The organism is Candidatus Electrothrix sp., assembly GCF_052785085.1.
Genome location: NZ_JALAAI010000072.1, coordinates 1 through 20370 on the forward strand (window position 1 = coordinate 1; position 20370 = coordinate 20370).

General features: G+C 47.7%; 19 protein-coding genes. 11 read left to right on the forward strand and 8 right to left on the reverse strand.

The window, feature by feature from the left end; all coding sequences use genetic code 11:
- Window positions 1-148: 148 nt before the first annotated feature.
- On the forward strand, window positions 149-469 hold the full coding sequence (locus L2082_RS12115; protein WP_446011799.1) for a type II toxin-antitoxin system RelE/ParE family toxin: 321 nt from the start codon (window positions 149-151) through the stop codon (window positions 467-469).
- Window positions 470-923: 454 nt separating this feature from the next.
- Window positions 924-1262 carry a HigA family addiction module antitoxin gene (locus L2082_RS12120; protein ID WP_446011794.1) on the forward strand — a complete coding sequence of 113 codons (339 nt, stop codon included), beginning with the start codon at window positions 924-926 and terminating at the stop codon, window positions 1260-1262.
- A gap of 152 nt (window positions 1263-1414) precedes the next feature.
- Here L2082_RS12120 and L2082_RS12125 read toward each other — a convergent pair whose 3' ends face one another.
- Complete coding sequence (locus L2082_RS12125) at window positions 1415-1825, reverse strand: type II toxin-antitoxin system VapC family toxin (RefSeq protein WP_446011795.1); 411 nt, start codon at window positions 1823-1825, stop codon at window positions 1415-1417.
- Window positions 1826-2086: 261 nt separating this feature from the next.
- On the reverse strand, window positions 2087-2290 hold the full coding sequence (locus L2082_RS12130) for a prevent-host-death protein (RefSeq protein ID WP_446011796.1): 204 nt from the start codon (window positions 2288-2290) through the stop codon (window positions 2087-2089).
- A 188-nt stretch (window positions 2291-2478) separates the two neighbouring features.
- Here L2082_RS12130 and L2082_RS12135 point away from each other — a divergent pair, with 188 nt between their 5' ends.
- Window positions 2479-2901 (forward strand): hypothetical protein, encoded by a 423-nt coding sequence (locus L2082_RS12135; protein WP_446011797.1) that lies wholly within the window; start codon window positions 2479-2481, stop codon window positions 2899-2901.
- Window positions 2902-2961: 60 nt separating this feature from the next.
- On the opposite strand, the gene L2082_RS12140 is transcribed toward L2082_RS12135, so the two are convergent.
- The 3 genes from L2082_RS12140 to L2082_RS12150 are packed head-to-tail and all read right to left on the reverse strand — an operon-like array spanning window position 2962 to window position 5526.
- Window positions 2962-4458: an SLC13 family permease gene (locus tag L2082_RS12140; protein WP_446008989.1), complete on the reverse strand. Its 1497-nt coding sequence runs from the start codon at window positions 4456-4458 to the stop codon at window positions 2962-2964.
- 54 nt (window positions 4459-4512) lie between these two features.
- A complete protein-coding gene (locus L2082_RS12145) occupies window positions 4513-5049 on the reverse strand; it encodes a CBS domain-containing protein (RefSeq protein WP_446008990.1) in 537 nt (178 codons plus the stop codon).
- 36 nt (window positions 5050-5085) lie between these two features.
- On the reverse strand, window positions 5086-5526 hold the full coding sequence (locus tag L2082_RS12150) for a response regulator (protein WP_446008991.1): 441 nt from the start codon (window positions 5524-5526) through the stop codon (window positions 5086-5088).
- Between the two features lie 541 nt (window positions 5527-6067).
- Between L2082_RS12150 and L2082_RS12155 the strand changes: the two genes are divergently transcribed.
- Complete coding sequence (locus tag L2082_RS12155) at window positions 6068-10759, forward strand: translocation/assembly module TamB domain-containing protein (RefSeq protein ID WP_446008992.1); 4692 nt, start codon at window positions 6068-6070, stop codon at window positions 10757-10759.
- Between the two features lie 123 nt (window positions 10760-10882).
- On the opposite strand, the gene L2082_RS12160 is transcribed toward L2082_RS12155, so the two are convergent.
- The 3 genes from L2082_RS12160 to L2082_RS12170 form a co-directional block, all read right to left on the reverse strand.
- Entirely contained in the window at window positions 10883-11299 is a 417-nt protein-coding gene (locus L2082_RS12160) for a group I truncated hemoglobin (RefSeq protein ID WP_446009002.1), read from the reverse strand.
- A 335-nt stretch (window positions 11300-11634) separates the two neighbouring features.
- Complete coding sequence (locus tag L2082_RS12165; RefSeq protein WP_446008993.1) at window positions 11635-11988, reverse strand: hypothetical protein; 354 nt, start codon at window positions 11986-11988, stop codon at window positions 11635-11637.
- Between the two features lie 133 nt (window positions 11989-12121).
- Window positions 12122-13918 (reverse strand): M3 family oligoendopeptidase, encoded by a 1797-nt coding sequence (locus L2082_RS12170; protein ID WP_446008994.1) that lies wholly within the window; start codon window positions 13916-13918, stop codon window positions 12122-12124.
- A gap of 295 nt (window positions 13919-14213) precedes the next feature.
- On the opposite strand from L2082_RS12170, the gene L2082_RS12175 reads away from it, so the two are divergent.
- From L2082_RS12175 to L2082_RS12205, 7 genes are all read left to right on the forward strand, one after another.
- Window positions 14214-14453 (forward strand): type II toxin-antitoxin system Phd/YefM family antitoxin, encoded by a 240-nt coding sequence (locus L2082_RS12175; protein ID WP_446008995.1) that lies wholly within the window; start codon window positions 14214-14216, stop codon window positions 14451-14453.
- Window positions 14450-14836 (forward strand): type II toxin-antitoxin system VapC family toxin, encoded by a 387-nt coding sequence (locus L2082_RS12180; RefSeq protein WP_446008996.1) that lies wholly within the window; start codon window positions 14450-14452, stop codon window positions 14834-14836. Before L2082_RS12175 ends, L2082_RS12180 begins: the two co-directional genes overlap by 4 nt.
- Window positions 14837-14957: 121 nt before the next feature.
- Entirely contained in the window at window positions 14958-15233 is a 276-nt protein-coding gene (locus L2082_RS12185) for a hypothetical protein (protein WP_446008997.1), read from the forward strand.
- Between the two features lie 271 nt (window positions 15234-15504).
- On the forward strand, window positions 15505-16563 hold the full coding sequence (locus L2082_RS12190; protein WP_446008998.1) for an SGNH/GDSL hydrolase family protein: 1059 nt from the start codon (window positions 15505-15507) through the stop codon (window positions 16561-16563).
- Between the two features lie 222 nt (window positions 16564-16785).
- Window positions 16786-17025: a DUF2281 domain-containing protein gene (locus L2082_RS12195; RefSeq protein ID WP_446008999.1), complete on the forward strand. Its 240-nt coding sequence runs from the start codon at window positions 16786-16788 to the stop codon at window positions 17023-17025.
- Window positions 17015-17428 carry a PIN domain-containing protein gene (locus L2082_RS12200; RefSeq protein ID WP_446009000.1) on the forward strand — a complete coding sequence of 138 codons (414 nt, stop codon included), beginning with the start codon at window positions 17015-17017 and terminating at the stop codon, window positions 17426-17428. The genes L2082_RS12195 and L2082_RS12200 overlap by 11 nt, the downstream gene beginning before the upstream one ends.
- Window positions 17429-17561: 133 nt before the next feature.
- Window positions 17562-20198: a COR domain-containing protein gene (locus L2082_RS12205; protein WP_446011798.1), complete on the forward strand. Its 2637-nt coding sequence runs from the start codon at window positions 17562-17564 to the stop codon at window positions 20196-20198.
- Window positions 20199-20370: the final 172 nt, after the last annotated feature.

Below are 20370 nucleotides of genomic sequence, written 5' to 3' on the forward strand. Positions count from 1 at the left end.
ATGCCCGGATCATGCTTTCCCTGAGAGTTGATCGTGCAGACGGATACTGGGACAGGTATTGGGACAGTATCTGCAAGGCTGCATAAACAACTGCGGAAAGGTGAAAACCGCACTTTTAATCGCACCCATAACCGTGTACTATATACTCATGATACAATCCTTTAAAAATAAAGCCGCCAAGGATATCTTCAACGGAAAATCAACCAAGGCTGCACGAAACACCTGCCCAGAAAACTTATGGAAAATTACGTCCAGGAAACTTGATCAATTGGATTCCGCCGCAGTGCTTGATGAATTGCGAGTGCCGCCAGGTAACAGACTTGAGGCTCTGAGCGGAGATCGAAAAGGGCAGCACAGTATCCGCATCAACAAACAATATCGCATCTGTTTCAGATGGACAGAAAACGGTCCGACAGATGATGAAATCACCGATTACCATTACAGACATAGTAAAGAAATTATGGCGTGAAGATCAGATTTATCTTGTAAAATAAGCATTTGAAATCTTGCATAAAGTCAGCTATTGCTTTTCTTCAAATATTGTTATTGTTGTAGTTGGCTATCTGTAATTTCCCTGATTTTTTCTTTTGTACCTTTTTTTCATTTTGCAATATACCGGGAAAACAATAAGTTATATTTTTAGGTCTATCTGTTTTCTTTTATATTTTCCGTTTAGCTGACCATGAAATTTGGACAATTTTCAACAAAAAAAATGGACAACTGAGAGCGTATTACGACAGAAGAACAGCACGATAAGAAAAGCATATCGATTTTAAGAAAAATGGACATTAGCAAAAACTATGCCATCTACAAGATGTGCTGTTTTCACAAGATAAAATTACTTTCAGCTGCTAAAAAGTGCCGCTTTTTGTCCAAAGAGGTGCCTTGAAGTTTACGATGTCTGCATTAACCAGGAGCGTATAATGATACGAATACCCACACACAGGACCCCGACACATCCGGGCGAAATGCTGCTGGAGGAATTCCTGCGACCGATGGAAATAACCCAGCGAGAGCTTGCTGATGCAATTCATGTCCCGTATCAGCGAATCAATCAGATCATCAATGGAAAACGCGGCATCACTCCGAGCACGGCCCTGCGGCTGGCAAAGTTTTTCGGTGTCTCCGCCGATTTCTGGATGAACCTTCAATTACGATGGGATTTGTATTTTGCTATGAAGTCGGAAGAAAAAGCACTGCATACGATTCAGCCTGTTGCGGGACGGCAGAGCGGAACTCAACGGTCAAGTGCTTCTGTGTGATGCCTGTTCAACCCTGTAGGCCGGGTAACCCTTCGCTTCACCCAAAGCGGCCCCCCCCCTTGGGGATTGTTTTGCATCACAGGGGGATCGTCTTGCGTCATATGGGGATTGTGCCCTGCACTGAGGAGGAAGTTGAGGAAAGAGTAAAGAGATTAAAATGGAGGAACTTCAAGAGAAATTTCGACATCAACCCTGTTGAGCCGAAGATCATTTGTCAGAAATACATCACATCCGCTGACCAGAGCAGCAGCCAGATGAATTGCATCCGGTGTTTTGAGGCTATATTGGACACGAAGTTCTGTCGCCTTGTCAAAAACTTCGGAAGTCAGTGGGATATAATCAGAGCAAGGGCCGCTGAAAAATTCTTCGTAAGCGGAACGCAACTGCACATTCCCTTCACGAACAGGATGAATCAGGCATTCCATGCGGGTTAGGTCAGAAAAGCCGATCCGGTTCGGTGCGGACTTGGAACGCAAGAGATATTTCGCAATGCGTTCTCTTCGGTTAAAATCGCCTTCCATCAGGTAAATAATAATGCAGCTATCTGCGTAAATGAAGGCCATGCCTAATCCCAGGACTCTCTTTCCTGCTCTATCCGACGATTAAGCGTTTCTGTTGACGTTTCAGACGGATTCAGATGAATGATCTTTTTAAACCATTCATGGTGATTCGAGAGAGTTTTTGCGTTGCTGTCACGTTTCTTCGGGTAACAGCGAGATAGTGTGCGTGTTATTTCACTGATCAATTCCAATTGGTCCGATAAGGGAAACTGACGGATATTTTTTATGATCGGTTTCAAGGCTGCATTCATGGTGTTCTCTGAATCAAATTGCAAGCCTTGTGCAGGCTTCGTCAAGAGAGATTCCTTCCTTGCGATTTTTTGCTTTCAGTAAACGGCGTTTCATGTTTTCACTCCGTAACAGCCGGACGGTTTCCCGCTCTGACTCAATCTCCTGCCACAGGTCTATCGGAACAATAACCCCGGTAATCTTGCTGTTTGCATTTGAAATATACTGAACCTGTTCCATATCTCACCTCATTGAAAAATATCATTAATTTTTATTGTATAGCGTATGAGACGGAAAAGCAAGTATCATCTGGAGGGTAAGCCTGTAGGTTGGAAAACCCTTCGGTTCCCAAAGAGCGACCCCACATTCTCGCTTGCCGCACACCCTGTATCCTGCCTGCGGGGTTTCCCCATCTGCCTGGGCAGGAGATGGGAAAAGGAAATTGCCATGTGCGCCTTGGGGGGATTATCTTGCGTCACAAGGGGATTATCTTGCGTCGCATGGGGATTGTCTTGCGTCACAAGGGGATTATCTTGCGTCGCATGGGGATTGTCTTGCGTCACAGGGGGATCGACTTGCGTCACAGGGGGATTGTCTTGCGTCACAGGGGGATCGTCTTGCGTCACAGGGGGATTGCCTTGCGTCACATGAGGATTGTCTTGCGTCACAGAGGGATTGTCTTGCGTCACAGAGGGATTGTCTTGCGTCACAGAGGGATTGCCCTGCGTCACAGGGGGATTGCCCTGCGTCACAGGGGGATTGTCTTTCGTCACATGCTTATGATCTCCGGTAGTAGCTGGATGGGTTTTAAACTCGATGTCGAGCGGTCAAAATACATTCAGCATTTTTAGGAATAAATCTACCTTAAATAGCTGTCCGAAAATATGGGGCCAATATAATTACTCCTTAATTCAGATTGTTACATGGACAAGAACATCCATCCCCATGAGCGGCCAGATAACAGCCACAGCCAGCCAGACCACCAGCATCAGCAGGATACTGGCCGGAATCCCCCAGAGAAAGAATTCACCAGTATTGAATTGTTTGGAATTATAGGCAATGGCATTGGGTGCGGCACCGACCAGAAGGAGAAAGGGCATACCAGCAACCACAAGGGAGGAAAAAAGAATCACCTCGCCGCTGACCTTGAGATACGGGGCAATGACCAGGGCCACAGGCAGGGAAATAGCAATGGCAGCCACATTCATAATGAAATTGGTCATCATCATAACAAAAAAGGCCATGCCAATAATAAAAACGATGGGTGGCGAGGTCTGAAAGAGCACCAGCCAGTTCACAGCCAGCCAGCGGGCTGCGCCGGTCTCCCAGAGACAGAACCCGATAGACATGGCCCCGGCAAAGAGCAGGATGATATTCCAGGGCACCTCTTCAAGATCGTCAATAGTCAGGATATTGAAGAGAAAAAAGGAAATCGTGGAACAGAGCAGTATACCGGTTTTATGGATATTAGCCAGGGCAGGAATAAAATTCTTCAGGGCAATGATCAGGATGGTTCCGAACACGATTCCGGCTGCAAGGAGCTCCTTCTGGCTCCAACGGCCCAAATTTTTGTACATCCTGCTCGCCTTTTCCTTGAGGCCAGGAATCCGGCTATGTTCCGGGCTGAAAAAGAGGAGGAAAAAGCCCCAGAGCAGGAAGATCATGAGCCAGCCCACAGGAAACATATACCAGGTTAACTCGAAAAAGCTGACATCCACCCCCATAATATCTTTATAAAACCCCAAGGCAACCGCACCTCTGGCCGCACCCAGTAAGGTGACAATACTGCCTGCGCCCGCCACATAAGCCATGCCCATGAACAGGCCCTTACCAAAACGGGTGGGGTTTTCTTCATCAGCATACAGGGAATGAATCGCCATGAGCAAAGGGAACATGGTGGCGGCAACCGCAGTATGGGCCATGAAATGGGTCAGCACGCCAGTCATGACAAAACAGCCCAGATAGATCATGCTGGTTCGTTCACCGACTATTGAGAGCATCTTATAGGCCATTCGCCGGGTCAGGCCGGTCTTGGTGAACACCATACCGATGATGATAGAACCGAAGATGAAGAGCACGGACGGGTCCATGAAATCGCGAAAGGCGGTGCCAGGATCCCGGATCATGAACAGGGCTTGCAGGACACCGATGGTCAGGCTGGTCACGCCAATAGGAACTACTTCAAATATCCACCAGGTTGCGGCCAGCAAAAAAATCGCCAAAGCACCCTTTCCCTCACGGGTCAAGGTAAAATGCGCCCCTGTCGGGTCAACAGCATCTGGCCAGGGCGGAAAAAAATAAACAACCGTAAAAAGCCCTATCCCTGTGAAGATAAAGAGCAATCGTTTCCAATCAAATCGCTTTTTCACCCCGGATAAACGAAGTATCTGAGGATGTGCAGACTGCATCTTCCTGCTCCGACGTAGTATTGTTTTTTGCTTTTCTCCACCGAGGAAAGGCTCTTATTTCTGCGGCAGCGTACACCAGGTATTGCACATGGCATGAAAGATCTCTTCAAAACGAAGGATCCCAATAACAGCTCCAGCATCAATCACCGGGACACAGGAGGCATTATGGCGGTGCAGCACAACAATAGCCTCAAGAATATGCGTCTCTGCTGGCAGGGTAAAATCCACAGGACGCATCAGGGAACGAACCAATCGCGTTCGATTGCCTCCGCATTCGGCAAGGGCATGGTCTTCATAAAGACAGGTCAGGTGCGGATCATCGGTATTGGTCCAGGAAAACTTGCTTCCGCCTCTCCCTGTTCCCAACAGGCTGGGTACCAGACCTCGGAGGATATCTGCCCGTGACAACCTCCCCACCAGAGTATTCTTTCGGTTAAGAATAAGTAAGAGAGGAAGCGCAACAGGGTATTCTTCAGATGGACTCCGTGAAAACAGGGCAATGGCTTTGTCCAGAGTCTGGTCATCGTACAGCCAGGGACAACGCTCAAGCGGGATAACCATTTCTCGTATATCCTTTGTTCTGTTTGGCATAACCTGCTCTCTCCTCAGAAAAAAGATCGCCCTGAACTACCAGCTTCTTCGTATCAAAATCTCCTGCATCTCAGCATCTGTTCTCTGGTGCAACGTAGTGAGCCGGGACTTCCTTGCTGCCTTGATCTTTTTCAACAGCTCATCTATCTCCACTGGTTTTTGCAAAAAATCACTGGCCCCCTGTTTCATAGCCTCAATACCGCCAGTCACAGTGGCATGCCCGGCCAACATCAGAACTTCAAGAGCAGGTCTTATGGCCTTAATCTGTTTCAATGTTTCAATTCCGTCAATACCTGGCATGGATAGATCAATGATCGCTACATCAAAACGTTGTTTTTTCACCAAGGCCACGGCCTCTTCACCGCAGCTTACAGCAACGACCTTCATCCCCCTGATTTCAAGGCGATGGGCAAGCAGATTGGCAAACTCCTCGTTATCATCAACAAGAAGTACTTTTGCGGGCAGATGCCTATCCATACTTTTTTTCTCCAAGGTTATGAAGGCGGAATATATCAACCCGAGGTAACACTCCGGGCAAGTATTGCTTCGCTAGCAACCTCACGGGCCATGCAGAAAAACAGGGGACAGACCCCGATTAAATACTTCTGTCATGACGTTTTTTGTAATTTACGTACTATCGAAAGGGTTGCGGGTGGATTATGCATCTTGACATTATAGCATATAATCGGTTATGGCTGAACTGAAAAGGCATTCAACGGCTGCATTCTTTCAACCGAATATACAATGCGGCCCAACCGCTGCATATTATTAATTCATCATAAAAGCGTATACCATGCCCTTGTTAATTTTTCCTGATACCCTGTTGTCGGTCGATCCCGATGTCTCCGGGAAGAATCTCTTAAAAAAACGAATAATAACCTGCTGATTGATGAAATCTGACGATCTACCTCCACCCCGACGTCCTTTGCGGAATGGATTGTTTTTACTCTTTGTATCCTGTCTGGTTTGTTGTGCTCTTTTCTTTCTGATACTCTCCACTGAGCCTGGTTTTCAGTTTATGCTCCGCACAGCAGATAAATTGAGTGGGCCTGTTTTTTCTGTGCAGGAGGTGGAAGGGCATTTGCTGAGCCGTTGGCGACTGGTCAAGGTCAAGGTGCATATTGATAAAAAGATTGACCTGGCCTTGGATGAGCTGGTTTTTGCCTGGTCCCCGCTGGCCTTGGTGCAAAAAAGACTGGTGTTGCACCAGATCGCAGTCCAGGGACTGGACCTTCGTTTGAAGGGATCGGGTAAGAACGATAAGGAAAAGGATCAGGATGGTCCTGTAACCATGCCGACCATCAGGCTACCATTGGCTATTGAGCTGGAAGAACTGCATCTCCGTGATGGCCAGATATCTTTTGCAGAAAAAGAAAACCCTCTTGTTATTAATGAGGTTGTCCTTCAGGCCAGTACTCTGGATACTCAGAAGCAGACCCAGACTGGAGGAGCGCAGCAGGGTACTTTGGTGAATATTCAACGGATCAAGTTGGATCTCCGCGATTATGGTGTAGACCTTCAGGGGCAGGTTACCTTTCACGATGCCTGGCCCATGAATCTTAAAGGGAATTGGCGGGTTGCTGATCCTGGCATTAATGATCTTGATGGCACCATTGATGCTCAGGGTGATCTTGATGAACTTGACCTGTTGCTGACCCTGATTGCCCCGGCTGAGGTAAGTTTAGAGGGTAAACTTACAGATATACTCAATGATCTTAAATGGCAGGCTGCTGCCAAGACCGGTCATTTTTATCTGAGCGATATCAAGGTGGATGTGCCGGTGGATGGCACGCTTCGTATTATTGAGGCATCAGGCACAACAGGTAGTTATCAAGGCACCCTTGCGGCTGATATCCATTATCAGGGCTACCCTCCTGTTCAGGCTGAGGCCAAGGTTATTGCTGAGGATTATACAGGTCTTGCCATTGAATATTTTTCAGTTCAACATCAGGAGGCGAAGCTCACCACCCGAGGAGCAATTCAGTGGAAAGGCGGTTTTTCCTGGCAGGCTGAACTGGTGGGAAAGGCTCTTGATCCTGCCTTGGTTGCAGAAAAGTGGCCAGGTAGCATTAATGGATTCATTGAGAGTCAAGGTCAGATGGGGCCTTCAGGTACCTCTTTAGAGGTGAATATTACTTCTCTGGATGGCGAACTTGTGGGCTTTCCTCTTCAAGGCAGCGGTGGCATGGTATTGGATAACCAGGGTATCCTTTTTAATAACATGCAGCTTCAGGCTGGTTCTGCTGAGGCCCATCTTGACGGGCGCATTGCCAAGGACAACTCTCTTGATCTTAAAGTCCGGGCAGCATCCGATGATCTTTCTCATTTTTTTCCTGAATATGCCGGAAAAATTCATCTCCAGGGAACCGCAACAGGCCAACAGGAAAACCCTGGTGTTAATCTGATGCTGGAAGGGTCAGGAATTGAAGTTGCTGGGTATAGTTTGAGCAAAGTACGGGCTGATCTTGCTGCTGACCTGGTTATGGGTGATCAGGAGCCTCAAGAAAATCAGATGAAGATCAAGAAAATGCGTCTGCAGCTTGATCAGAATATGTCTCTGGATGTGAGTGGGCAGCTTGGCTGGGGCAAAGAAATTTCCTGGCAGACAGAAGTACGTGGTGAGCAAGTGAACCCAGGACTCTTTCTTCCAAAATGGTCAGGAAATATTCAAACCACAATACGTTCACAGGGGAAAAAAAACAGCGAAAAACTGGTTGCCCAGGTTGAACTTGATGAGTTGAGTGGGACCTTACGCGGTTTCCCCCTTGCTGGCAAAGGTCAGGTTGCTGTTGATGGCAAGAGAATCAATATCAAGGATCTGCAACTCCAATCCGGTTCCACCCAGATAGAGGTTGCCGGGCAGGCAGATGAACAACAGGTTCAGGTTGCGGTTCAGGCACGATCTGATGATTTATCGTCGTTGTTTCCTGAGCTTCAAGGTCATTTTGAGGCCGCAATTGAGGCCCGGGGAATTTTAATGCAGCCTGTGATTCAGCTCAGCCTGACCGGGGGCGACCTTATTTTTCAGGACTATAGTCTGCAACATCTGCAAACCGATGTGCAGACGAAACTGAACTTGAAAAAGGGGGAACAGGCTGCCAGTGTGGATGAGTTTCGTGTTGTTGTGAATAAGCAGGGAACGGTTACAGCAACAGGGACTGTGGGCTGGGGAGATAGAATAGCCTGGCAGATTGATTGCAGAGGTGAGCAATTTGATCCCTCGCTGTTTGCTTCGGAATGGTCTGGCGACATAACAACGGAAATATCTTCTCTGGGCCAGAAAAAGGGTGATGAACTGGCTGTTGCTGTGGACATTAAAAGACTGAGCGGAACCTTACGGGATCTTCCTCTGACCGGAAGCGGCACAGCTGAACTGAGAAATAAAGCTCTTCAGGTTGATGATCTACACCTGGGCCTTGGTTCAGGGCAGGTATGGGTTCACGGCTCTGTTGATTCTGCTCAGCAGCTTGATGTTACTTTTAAAGCAGAATCAGCAGATGTTGCTGATTTATTCCCAGGGGCCCAGGGTAATTTTCAGCTGCAAGGGGCCCTGCATGGCAAGGCTCACCAGCCTAACCTGAATCTGACCATGAAGGCCGGTAATATCCAGTATGCAGAGTATCGACTTAAAGAACTGAACACTGATATTGCGGCAAATCTTCGTGAGCAAGGGAAGATTGCAGCCCATCTGGATGCTGCCGGGATTCAGGTCAAGGAAGAAGAAATCAGTACTCTTGCTTTGGATGTGCAGGGGACAACCGAGGATCATGAACTGGAGATAGTACTGAATGGAACACCGGGAAAGGCCCAATTGACGGCGGCGGGTGGTTTACAAGAACAGGTATGGACCGGCAGGTTGACTGCACTGGATTTTGAACACAGGCAATTTGGTACATGGGCAATGGCCAGGCCTGCTGCTTTGCATTTATCTGGCCAGGAAGCCAGGCTTACTGATTTCAGACTGCATCATAAAAAAATGAACATCGCCCTTAACGGGGCCTGGAAGCAGGAAGATGGTTGGCAGGTCAAGGGGGGCGTGGATGATTTCAGCCTCAAACTCTTGCAGGATTGGCAGCTTCCGGTCCCGGACCTTGAAGGCATCGCCCAACTCAGTTTGACAGCTCAAGGGCGGGGTGCTGTTCCTGAGCAGGCAAAACTCTCTTTCAAACTTCCTCAACTTTCTCTGACCACGGAGGTCTTTGAGGATGATAAAGAGGAGGTCAGCACCAAGGTTTGGCGCTGGACAGAAAATAGTATTGAGGCTCAACTGCGTGATGGAACAGCTCGTTTGCAGGCCCGTACCCAATTTCAGAATGATAATCGGGAAAACAAGAAGGACCAGCAAGATGACAGTACTGCTGATCTGGACATTGTCGTGGAAAATTGTACGGATTTCAGCAAGCCAGAAAAAATGCCCTTGCGGGGTCAGTTGGATCTGGATTTAAAAGATCTCAGTCCCTTGGCCTACCTGACTGATGAGGCTGTTCAGGCCACAGGAACGTTCGGAGGTCGTGTGTTGTTCAGTGGAACAGCTCGCAAGCCAATAGTGAACGGTACCCTGGCCCAAGGTAAAGGTCTCACAAAGAAGGGTGAGAAAGAAGGCGAAATTTTTCTACCCGTAGCTGGTATTGGTCTCAAGGATCTCCAGGTTGCCTTTGCCGGGGATAGTCGGTCCAATACCATAGAGGCGGAATGTCGTTCTGGTCAAGGAAGAATGAAACTCAGCGGTATAGCTCGCCTGGATGCTGAGCAACATTGGCTGGCTGATCTTGTTCTTTCCGGTGAAAATTTTCAGGCAGTTGATCTGCCGGAATATCGCGCTGTCATCAGTCCAGATCTTCGCTTGTATTATGCAAGCACTGATACCCGGCTCAGTGGAACAGTGACCCTGAATAAGGCAGAGATCGCTCCGACAGGCTTTAGCGGGGCTTTATCCTCTTCAAGGGATGTGGTTATTATTGATGATGACCAGCCTGTACAAGGAGCCTCTCCTATGTATCTTGATCTCAAGCTGGTCATGGGGGAAGAGGTTATGGTCAATACCTTTGGCTTAAAAGGTTTTTTGGAGGGCACTTTGCAGATCAAGGCCAAGCCTGGGCGCCCGGTTACTGCTCTTGGCAATCTTGATCTTCGTGACGGGACCTTTGATTTTGAGGGCAATAGGCTGGAACTCGGCCAGAGCCGGGTTTTTTATCAGGGCGGACCGATTGACGATCCTGGCTTGGATATTCAGGCCTCCAGAGAAATAGATAATATGGAATTAGGGGTGCGTCTTATGGGGTCTGTCAACAGTATGGAGATGCAGCTTTTTTCAGATACAGCAATGGATGAGTCAGAGATCCTTTCGTATCTGTTAACAGGACAGGACATCTCTACGTCTGATACACAAGAGAAAGGGCTTTCTCCAGCTGAAGCAGCTTTGGGAAAGGTTGGTGGCGGGGTTTTACTCAAGACAGTTGATCCGCTCAAAAACCTTGATATGGAAGGCCTTGTGGATCTCAGTATTGGTGGTGGTGAGGATGCCTCAGATGTGGCTTTAGTCATGGGCAAGGAGATTTATAAAGATCTCTATATTAGCTATGGTAAGGATCTGACCGGAGCTGGAGGAACCTTTAAGGCCCGCTATGACCTCTTGTACGGATTTTCCGTTGAAACGGCCACCAATGCCAAAACCAGTGGTGCTGATCTCATTTTTTCCTGGGAGCGGTGAAACAGGAGTCGATTTAGGTGAGGGAGAGGATAAAGAAAAAGGCAGGACTCATTGAAGAGAGCCTGCCTTGTTGTTCTCAGCAATCCTTGCTCTGAGACAGGAGGGACTCAGTGTTTGTGGTGCTTATTTTCCAAGGATGTCGTCACGAACAGAATTGGCTACGGCAGCTGCTTCTCCAATCAACTCATCTGACACACCCAACTCTTGCAAAGTGCCTCCCAGGTGTTCAATGATAACATCATAATGGGTGTCGTTCAGACCTTTAGCCACCAAGTGAGCATGGGCTGCCCTCAGATCTTTTCCTTGGTAATTATTGGGTCCGCCAAAGGCAAAGGTCAGGAATTCGGTTTGCATCCTGATCTGGCGATCCATGTCAACACCTTCAAAAAAGCCATTCACCCGTTCATCAGCCAGCACCTTATCATAAAAACCTTTTACAGCAGCATCAACAGCGGGTGCTCCACCCAGTTGCTCGTAAAGAGTTGGTTGGGGATCTTCAGCCTCTACTGTGGCTGCTGCGGGCTGGGCATCACCTGCAATTGCATTGGCTCCAGCACCAGCAAAGAATAAGGCTGCAAATGCTGTCAAAAAGATAAGTGAATTTTTCATTGATCCAACTCCTTTTTTTAGGTTATCTGAGCCTGCTCATCAAAGTACAATCATATTTTACATTAATGATGAGTATTGTGGCAGGCAGTTTTTTTTCTGAGGCTGAAAAAAAAATCACCGCCTCATCCTTAAGATCAATTGTATGAAATCACCGAATAAATGCAAGAAGTTTAGTGATGGTTATTCTTTTTTTCTTAACACGCTGAATGTAAAGGATGATTTTTCTTTTTTGCCCAGGGAGTTTTCTTGAAGAGAGTTGTCAGATGCTATAAAGGCGTTTTGGAGGGCTTACTGGCGTCCTTTTGGGTCATTTTCTCAGGGGCAGAAGCTTTTTCTTTTTGAGCGTTATAATCGTGAGAAACTAACTCCTTTGGTAAGCGGCAGTCGTACCGTTTTACTTGATTGAGTTGAGATTGTGTCATTTTGGCATAGGCAGGGTCTATTTTCTTTTCTTCTTTTTTCTCTGTATTTTTTGTTGTTGCTTGGGATGTACCTGTTGTTTTTTGCTCGGTCTGTGGTGAATTATTCCCGGTAGGAGTGGCCTGGAGAGGAGTTAAAGGAGTTATGAGTATAAAAAGGCCTGAAAAAATGGAGATGAAAAATAGAAATGATCGTAACATGTCAATACGCCTCTCTTGAGTTTATATGAAAGTACAAGATCGACTCCTTGGAGTCACCCGATCAACTTTCATGTTTTGTTGTTCCGGCCTGAAAATGCGGAATGGTAATTATATTGGAACGTATTCTAACATGTTATGGCGTTGCGTAAAGTAATTTTTCCTCAACTCCCACCAACATTTCCTCAATCACCGCCAAACCGCCCTGCCAAAATTCAGGATCATTGAGATCAATATTAAAGGGTTTGAGTAGCTCATAGGGCGATTGGTTGCCGCCTTGGGAAAGCAGTTCAATATATTTGGGTACAAAGGAGGCCGCCCCTTCCTGCTGATAAATGCGGTACAGGGCCAGCACCAGCAGCTCGCCAAAGGCATAGGAGTAGACATAGCCCGGCGTGTGGAGAAAATGGGGGATATAGGACCACCAGATCCGGTATTGTTCGCCCAGATGAACAGAATCACCGAACATGGCTTTTTGGCTTTCCATCCACAGGTCAGACAGGGCTTCGGTGGAGAGTTCGCCATGTCCCCGGCGGGTATTATGGATCAGCTCTTCAAAGCGGTTCATGGAGATCTGGCGAAAGACTGTGGCAAAGATGGATTCCAGCTTTTGGCAGATAAAGGCGCGACGCTGGGCCAGATCTTCCAGGATGTCCAGCTGACGATGAAAGATGAGCAGCTCGGCAAAGACCGAGGCAGTCTCGGCCAGGACCAGGGTGGTGTTGCTGTTATAATAGCCCTGTTTGCGGGCCAGATATTGATGGACACCATGTCCCAGTTCATGGGCCACAGTAGAGACATCCCGCAGATTACCGGTGTAATTGACCAGCACATAGGGATGGGCATCAGGCACGCAGGGATGGGCAAAGGCTCCGCCCCGTTTTCCATCCAACAGAGGGGCATGAATCCAGTTCTTGCTGAAGAAGAGCTCGGCTATATCGGCCAGCTCCGGGGAAAAACCACGAAATCCCTCCAAAACCATTTCCTGACATTCCTGCCAGGAGATCTGTTGCTCCGGCAGGGAGGGCAGGGGGGCGTAGCGGTCGTAATCCTGGAGATCATCCAGGCCCAGAAGGTCCTTTTTCAGGTGGTAATAACGCTGCACCAAGTCGTAGCGATCCACTGAGGCGGTGACCAGGGCATCAACCGTAACATCCTCCAACTCGTTGGACAGGTTGCGGGTTCTGATCCAAGAGGGATAGTTGCGCAGCCGATCGCTGATCATCTTTTCCGCCAGGATGGTGTTGAAAATATGGGTGAGGATATGGAGCTGGCTTTGCAGTCCCTTGGTGAGTTCCTGGGCTGCCTTGCGCCGGACTTCCCGGTCGCTGTCATAGAGATCAGACAGCACTTCTTCCTCGCTGCGTTTGTTCTCGCCAAATTCCAGATATCCGAGCACCTTTTCAAAGAGATTCAGCCAGCTTTCCGTGCCCACAGGCTCGAACTCCACCAGCAGACTCTCTTCCGGCTCAGAAAGGAGATGATCGGCATAGCGGCGGAGGTTACGGAGGAAATGCCCATAGGTCGCAACCTCTTCATGGGCCAGGAACTGCTCTGCAAGGGCCTGATCCATCTTGGCCCATTCCAGATTGAAAAAGACCAGCTTGCGCTCAAGTTTGCTGGCTTCTTCCTTGATTTTTTGCTGAAAAGCACCTGCTTCGGCGTTTTTGACCTGGGTACAGAAATTGAGAAAGGCATAGGTTGCAATCCGGCCCAGATTTTCCTGGATGCGCTCCAGTCGCCGGATGGTGCGGGCAAAGACTGCCGGTTCCAGTTCGTCCAGTTTGCCTTGAATTTCCTGGATGAGATCTGCCTCCTGGTGGCAAAAGTCCAGATCATCCTGAATTTGCTGGTCGTCCAGGGATGCGTAGAGGTCGGTGAGCTTCCACAGTACTTCGCTGGTGTTGAGTTCAATATTACGTTCTGTTGACATAAGATCGTCCTTTGCATGATTCGTTAGTTGGAGATGAATTTTTAGAGTACTTATCAGGAAATTGCAAGCAAGGAAAAGGGAATTATGGTTGAATAAAATATGGCATACAACATCCAGCGGAATATTTCTTGGCAGTAACAGAGATATGACCAAATAAACTCGCCATTATGCAGCATTATCAATTCATTTGAGACGCTGGAGCGTGTGCGTGGTAAACTGACCCATCTGAAAGAAATCGGGTTAATGAGAAATATATCTTTAAATCTTTGAGTTTTTCTATGAAAGAGGCAGTAAAATGGTTACTAGAACCGTTAATATTAAAAGCGAACAACCAACCCTTGAACAAGTACTGACAGATGTTCGGAATGGGGATGCAATTACCTTTACAGATGGAAGCATTCCATTGGCCCGGATAGTTCCTCTCACTCCATTTCCAGGCGGACGCACTCCTGAACTGCATTCAGGTGCTCTGGAAACAACCGAGGATTTCGATGAACCGCTAACTGAAGAATTCTGGCCAGAGGTGAATACATGAAAATCTTGTTTGATACCCATGCATTTATCTGGTGGGACAGTAATATATCCAAGCTCTCGCCAAAAGCTCTTGAGCTTTGTCAAGACCCGCAAAACACCCTTTTGCTTAGCACGGTAAGCATTTGGGAAATGCAAAGCAAGCACCAGCTCGGCAGGCTGAAACTCAAGCTGCCTCTGCATGATATTGTGCAGGCCCAGCAAAAAATCAATGGGCTTGAGGTACTCCCTATCATCCCTGCCCACGTCTTTGCACTGGCAAGCCTTCCTCATTATCATCAAGATCCTTTTGACCGAATTGTTATTGCCCAGGCCAGGGTTGAAAAAGCTATCCTTCTCAGCCGTGATGCTGTTGTTGAGCAGTATCCTGTGGATATTGTCTGGTAAGAAAGGGGAGGGCGTTGCATGGTATTGGAGGGATGTTTTGCAAATTACCTTACTGGACTCTGAAATATTATGCTGGAATTATGCAGTTCATTTCATAGTACATGAACAAGAAGGAGGAAACATGACTAAAGTAATTGCACAGAACAGTGATCTCTGGACACTGAGAAAGATACAGGCTCTTGTCGGTTTGGAAGCCGATCTCCTGAAAAAACAGATAAGCGGTATTCAGAATAAAATAACAGGTTTTGAAGACCGATACGGCAAGCTCGACAGAGAGGCAATGTACGGACAGGTTGATGATATGGAACTGATTGAATGGGAAGGGGAGCTTGAGACGCTGGAGCGTCTGCGCAGTAAACTGAATTGTTTGTCTCAGAACAAGGAGATTGCTTCCTGAAATAGTCTCTGTCTGCCTTTTCAAAGAAAAAATATACCGGAAGGTATAATCGGACTATTTCCAGGTATATTTTTTTGATCTCGAAGTAGAAAAAATATACCTGGAGGTATAAAAAATATATCTCCAGAAAGAAAAAATAGACTTATTGGCAGCAGGCAAGTGCTCGTGCAAGGTTGCGATGGATGAGCCGGTGCCGTCGTAGGGGCAATTCATGAATTGCCCCTACAGTATAGCCCGAAGAAAGCGTATGAACGAGAAAAACAGGAAAATAATGAACAAGCGTGCCTTCCGAACCACAGCCTCCATACTCTTTGTGCTGCTGCTCTCCCTGTCAGCAGGCGAACTGACTGTCCGCATCTTTCATTTTTTCCACCCGCTCTTCATCTTTTATGATGATTCGTACAACCGTTTCCGTGGCAAGCCCTTTTCCCCGGATTTTAATTTCAAGCTGAACTCGCAAGGATTCAAGGACACGGAATTTTTCGGGAAAAAGAAGGGAAGTTTTCGCATCGCAGCGATTGGCGACTCCTTTGCCTTTGGTGTTGTCCCGTACAAGCACAATTATCTCACCCTGCTGGAATCTCAACTCCAGGACAAAGGGTTTGACGCAGAGGTCTGCAATCTGGGCATTCCCAGCACCGGACCTGGAGACTACCTTGCCATCCTGCGGCAGGAAGCCTTGCGGTTTGAGCCGGATATGGTGCTGCTCTCCTTTTTTATCGGCAATGATATAATCGAAGGCATCAGAAAGAAGAAATGGTATGAGTATTCCTATGCAGCCTCCCTGCTTCGGTATTTGTTCGTCATTCGCCCTAAATATGAGGGCCAGGTTGTGCATGGCACAGGTACCTACTGCGACAACTGCCCATCGTTTGACGAGTCTGCTTATCTGAATGTGGAAAAGGAGCGCAGCGTGCTTTATCTGACTGAGCGGGCAGATGTGCTGCCGCTGATTGACCAGGTCCTCGCCTCTGTGGAGGAGATGCGGAATATCTGCAAGGAGCTGGATATTCCCTTTGCAGTCGTGATTATCCCTGATGAAGTCCAGATTAACAAGGGGTTGCAGCAAAAAGTCCGCGCAGAGCTTGCTGTGCAGGACAGCGGCTGGAATACTGTGCTGCCCAATGAGCGGCTTGCCGCCGGGCTGAAGGACATGGGGGTTGCCTTTCTTGACCTGCTGCCGTTTTTTGCGGAAAAGGCCCAGACAGAGCGTTTGTACAGGCCAAGGGACTCGCATTGGAATATTGCTGGCAATCAGTTGGCTGCGGACGTTATTCAGGAATATATTCATAATACGGTGCAGGCTGGACAGCCCAAGGTGCAGCTGTAAAAGAGGGGATGAAAAAAGGAAATCGAACGTCTTTGCAAAGAAAAAATATACCGGAAGGTGTAATCGGACTATTTCCAGGTGTATTTTTTTGATCTCGAAGTAGAAAAAATATACCTGGAGGTATAAAAAATATATCTTCAGAAAGAAAAAATAGACTTATTGGCAGCAGGCGGGTGCTTGGTTACGGCTGCTGCCCGCGTACTTTTTATGAGGAAACATATCATGCAGACAAACAGAAATTCCCTTCAGATCGGCCATAATTTTATTAATCTTTCTTCTCTTCCCGAAGCAGCACAGCAGGAGCTGCTGACTTTTTACGAATTTTTGCTCTTCAAGTATCAAAGGCGGAAGAAAGGATCGGCGCAGGAAAAAAAGGCGATTCTGAAAGAGATTTTTCAGGAGGCTGAGGGGAAGCTGCCTGTTGATTACTCCTTTAACAGGGAGGAGATTCATGGGCGATAATTTCTTTGTTGATACGAATATTTTTGTGTATTCAGTGGCTGATGATCTTGATAAGCGGGCCGTTGCGGAAGAATTGTTGATGCAGGACGGTATTGTGATAAGCCCCCAAGTGATCAGCGAGTTTGTCGCAGTGACGCTTCGGAAGCGCATCCTGGAACCGGCAAAAGTGACAGAGTATGCCCGCAAATTTCTTGATCTCTTTCAGATCACTGTCATTTCTGGCGGGACAATTGCAATTGCCCTTGAGATCATGACGAAATATCAGCTTTCCTGGTGGGACAGCCTGATTCTTGCTGCGGCTTTGGAGGGTTCATGCTCTGTTGTCTATTCTGAAGATATGCAGGCCGGGCAGGTGATTGAAGACCGGTTGACCATTGTTAATCCCTTTGCATTCAAGGGGTAATTCTTTTTAGAGAAAGAAAAAATATACTTATCGGTAGCGGGCGGGTGCTTGTGCAAGGTTGCAATGGATGAGCCGGTGTCGTCGTAAGGGCGTTTCGCGAAACGCCCCTACAGCCCCGGCCTGAAGGACGCGTATGAACAGGGAAGAAATAGAAAAAAAGCTGCAACAGTTACCTAAGGAATGGATTAATGCCTTAGGTGCCCGTGTTGCTGCACAATGCCTGCCAGCTCTGTTGATTGAAAGCAAGAAGAATTGTATAGTATTTCTCCACTCTCTCCCGAATAGTATTTCAAGAAAAATAGTAGATATTTTGGTATTTAATGTACGCCTTGAACTTTTCACTATAGAATTATCTTCTTCATTCTCACGAATAGAAAAAGAAACGATAGAAAAAAAATATTTTTCCAGTGGAATTTCAGGTTACTTTCTTTCTGGAGAGAAAAACAGATGTTATAATGCAGCATTAAATTTCTCTCTAACTGAGCTAAATACTGGTGCTTTTGTTGCTTCAGCTCAATCCACAGGCGTAAACTTTGCTAACGAATTAACATCTCTCGAAAAGAAAAAAAACTACAAGAAAACAGGCGTTGACTATCTCTATCTCCATCTCTATGCTTCTCAGAACCAAGAGTTGCGTCAACGCGCAAAAAAATTAGTTCAAGCTCTCCGAGACGTTGGCCACGGCTTTGACATCTGGGCTGACTGGTTCCAAGGCCGTATTGACGGGGTGCCAACAGATAAAAAATTCCTTGAAGCCGTTGTCAATCTCCCGGAAGAAATCCTTGCTCAAGAACCCGTCCAGATCAACGTTTACCTAAAAAGTCTTGGTAAAACAATCGGTGCCCTCAACCGAGTCCGCGTCATCTTTCTCGGCTACGGCGAGGCAGGCAAAACATCCCTCATTCGCGCCCTGAACGGCCTTGAAGTAAACCCCGGCAAAGAAAAAATGACACCGGGCATAGACATCTCCACCTGGGAGGTGCCGGGCACGGAAATCACCGCTCATTTCTGGGACTTCGGCGGTCAGGTCGTGGCCCATGCCACTCACCAATTCTTTCTCCGCTCCCGCTGTCTCTATGTCCTCCTTCTGGACGGACGCACCGAGATCAACGCCAATGAGCAGGCCGAATACTGGCTGGAGCATGTGCGGGCCTTTGGCAGCAAGGCCCCGGTTATGCTGGTCGGTAACAAGGCCGATCTCTGCGCCGTTAACCTGGACATGGCCCGGCTCAAGGAAAAGCATGATAACGTGCTCGGTTTTTACCCGCTCTCCTGCACTCAATACCAAAACAACTATGCCCTGGAGTTTCAGCGTTTCCAAAAAGACCTCAGCAAAGAGGTTGCGGAACTGGGTGTGCATAGCGTCCGCTTTGGCAAGGCCCATCTGGCAGTGCTGGACGAGCTGACCGACCGCTCCGGAACGGAATCCTTTCTCCCCAAAACCGACTGGCTTGATCTCTGCGCCGACAAAGGGCTTGCCGAGCAGGGCGACCTCAATCAGGCTTGGCTCCTGGACCTCTTTGACAAGCTCGGCGTTATTGTCCATTTCCCCAAACTGGCTGCTCTGGACAGCTACATCCTCAACCCGCGCTGGCTGACATACGGTGTCTATACCCTGCTCTATTCCAAAGAGGCCAAGGAAAAGCAGGGCAGACTGGACAGGGACGAGATTGTCCGCATCCTCAGTGCCGCCAAGGTGGAGGATAACCTCGGAAATGTACTCAGCTATCCCGCAGAAAAGGCAGCCATCATCATTCAGGCGATGGAGCAATTCAAGCTCTGCTTCCCCTGCCGCCATGAACAGGACATGATCATCATCCCGGCTCTGCTGGATTCCGACCAACCCAAGCACGGCTTTGATAAAAAAAACAGCCTTGCCTTTGAATTCGACTTTACCGGCTTCCTGCCCCGCCACATCATGCCCAACTTCATCGTGGGCCGACATGATGAAATCAAAGGCGAGTTGGTCTGGCAGAACGGGGTTGTTCTCCAGCGCAAGGATGAAAGCGCAGATGCCCTGGTTCAGGTGGATTACCACGACCGCAAGCTGTCGCTCTGGCTGCGCGGACCCAAAGCCAACGACTATTTCAAAATCATTTATGATGATCTGAAGCGTATTCTTAATCTTATGCCGGAGCTGCGTTTCAGTGAATTGGTTATTGTGCCGGAAGCAAGTCGTATCATCGAAGGAATAACGGTAGGTCTCCAAATAGTCAAAGCAGATTTTCAAGACCTCTTGGCCTTGGAAGAAAGCGGCGCAACAAAATATATCTGCAAAGCTGGCACGTTTGATCTTGCCAAGATTTTACAGATCATGCCAAGAACGGCAAGAAGAGAATACCAACGCGGAGATATAGTCATCCATAATCCAAAGGGGGATATTATGATCGGCGATCAGGCAGCTAAAAACGACAACAGCGTCTCAATTCATGGCTCAACGATTGGAGGCAATGTCATTTCAAACGCAACAATCCAAAACAGCTTCAACACAGTGGCCCAATCTGCCGCTGAACCAGCCTTGAAAGCTGAACTGGAACGCCTCTGTCAGCAAGTTGAGCAGATGCTCCCCGAATTGCCGGAAGAGAAGAGAGAAGAGGCAGCTCAGGATTTGGATAGTCTGGTAAAAGAGGCGACAAAGGAAACACCGCGAAGAAAATGGTACGAATTGAGTGCGGAAGGATTGATCGAAGCAGCAAAAGCATGCGCAGGAATGGCTACTCCTGTAACAGCTACTATTAAGGGCATTCTTGCCTTGCTGGAAACCACCTGATCATGTCAGAAAGCAGACCCTTGATTATCTGGAAAATAAAAATTGCAGCAATTCAGCTCGTAAAAAAACACCTAAACATTCAAGCGGGATAACTTAATTACCGAAATTTTTTTTTCCAGCTATTTTCGACTTGACGATTGTCTATTTGTTTGGTGAGATGAAAAAATCAAAC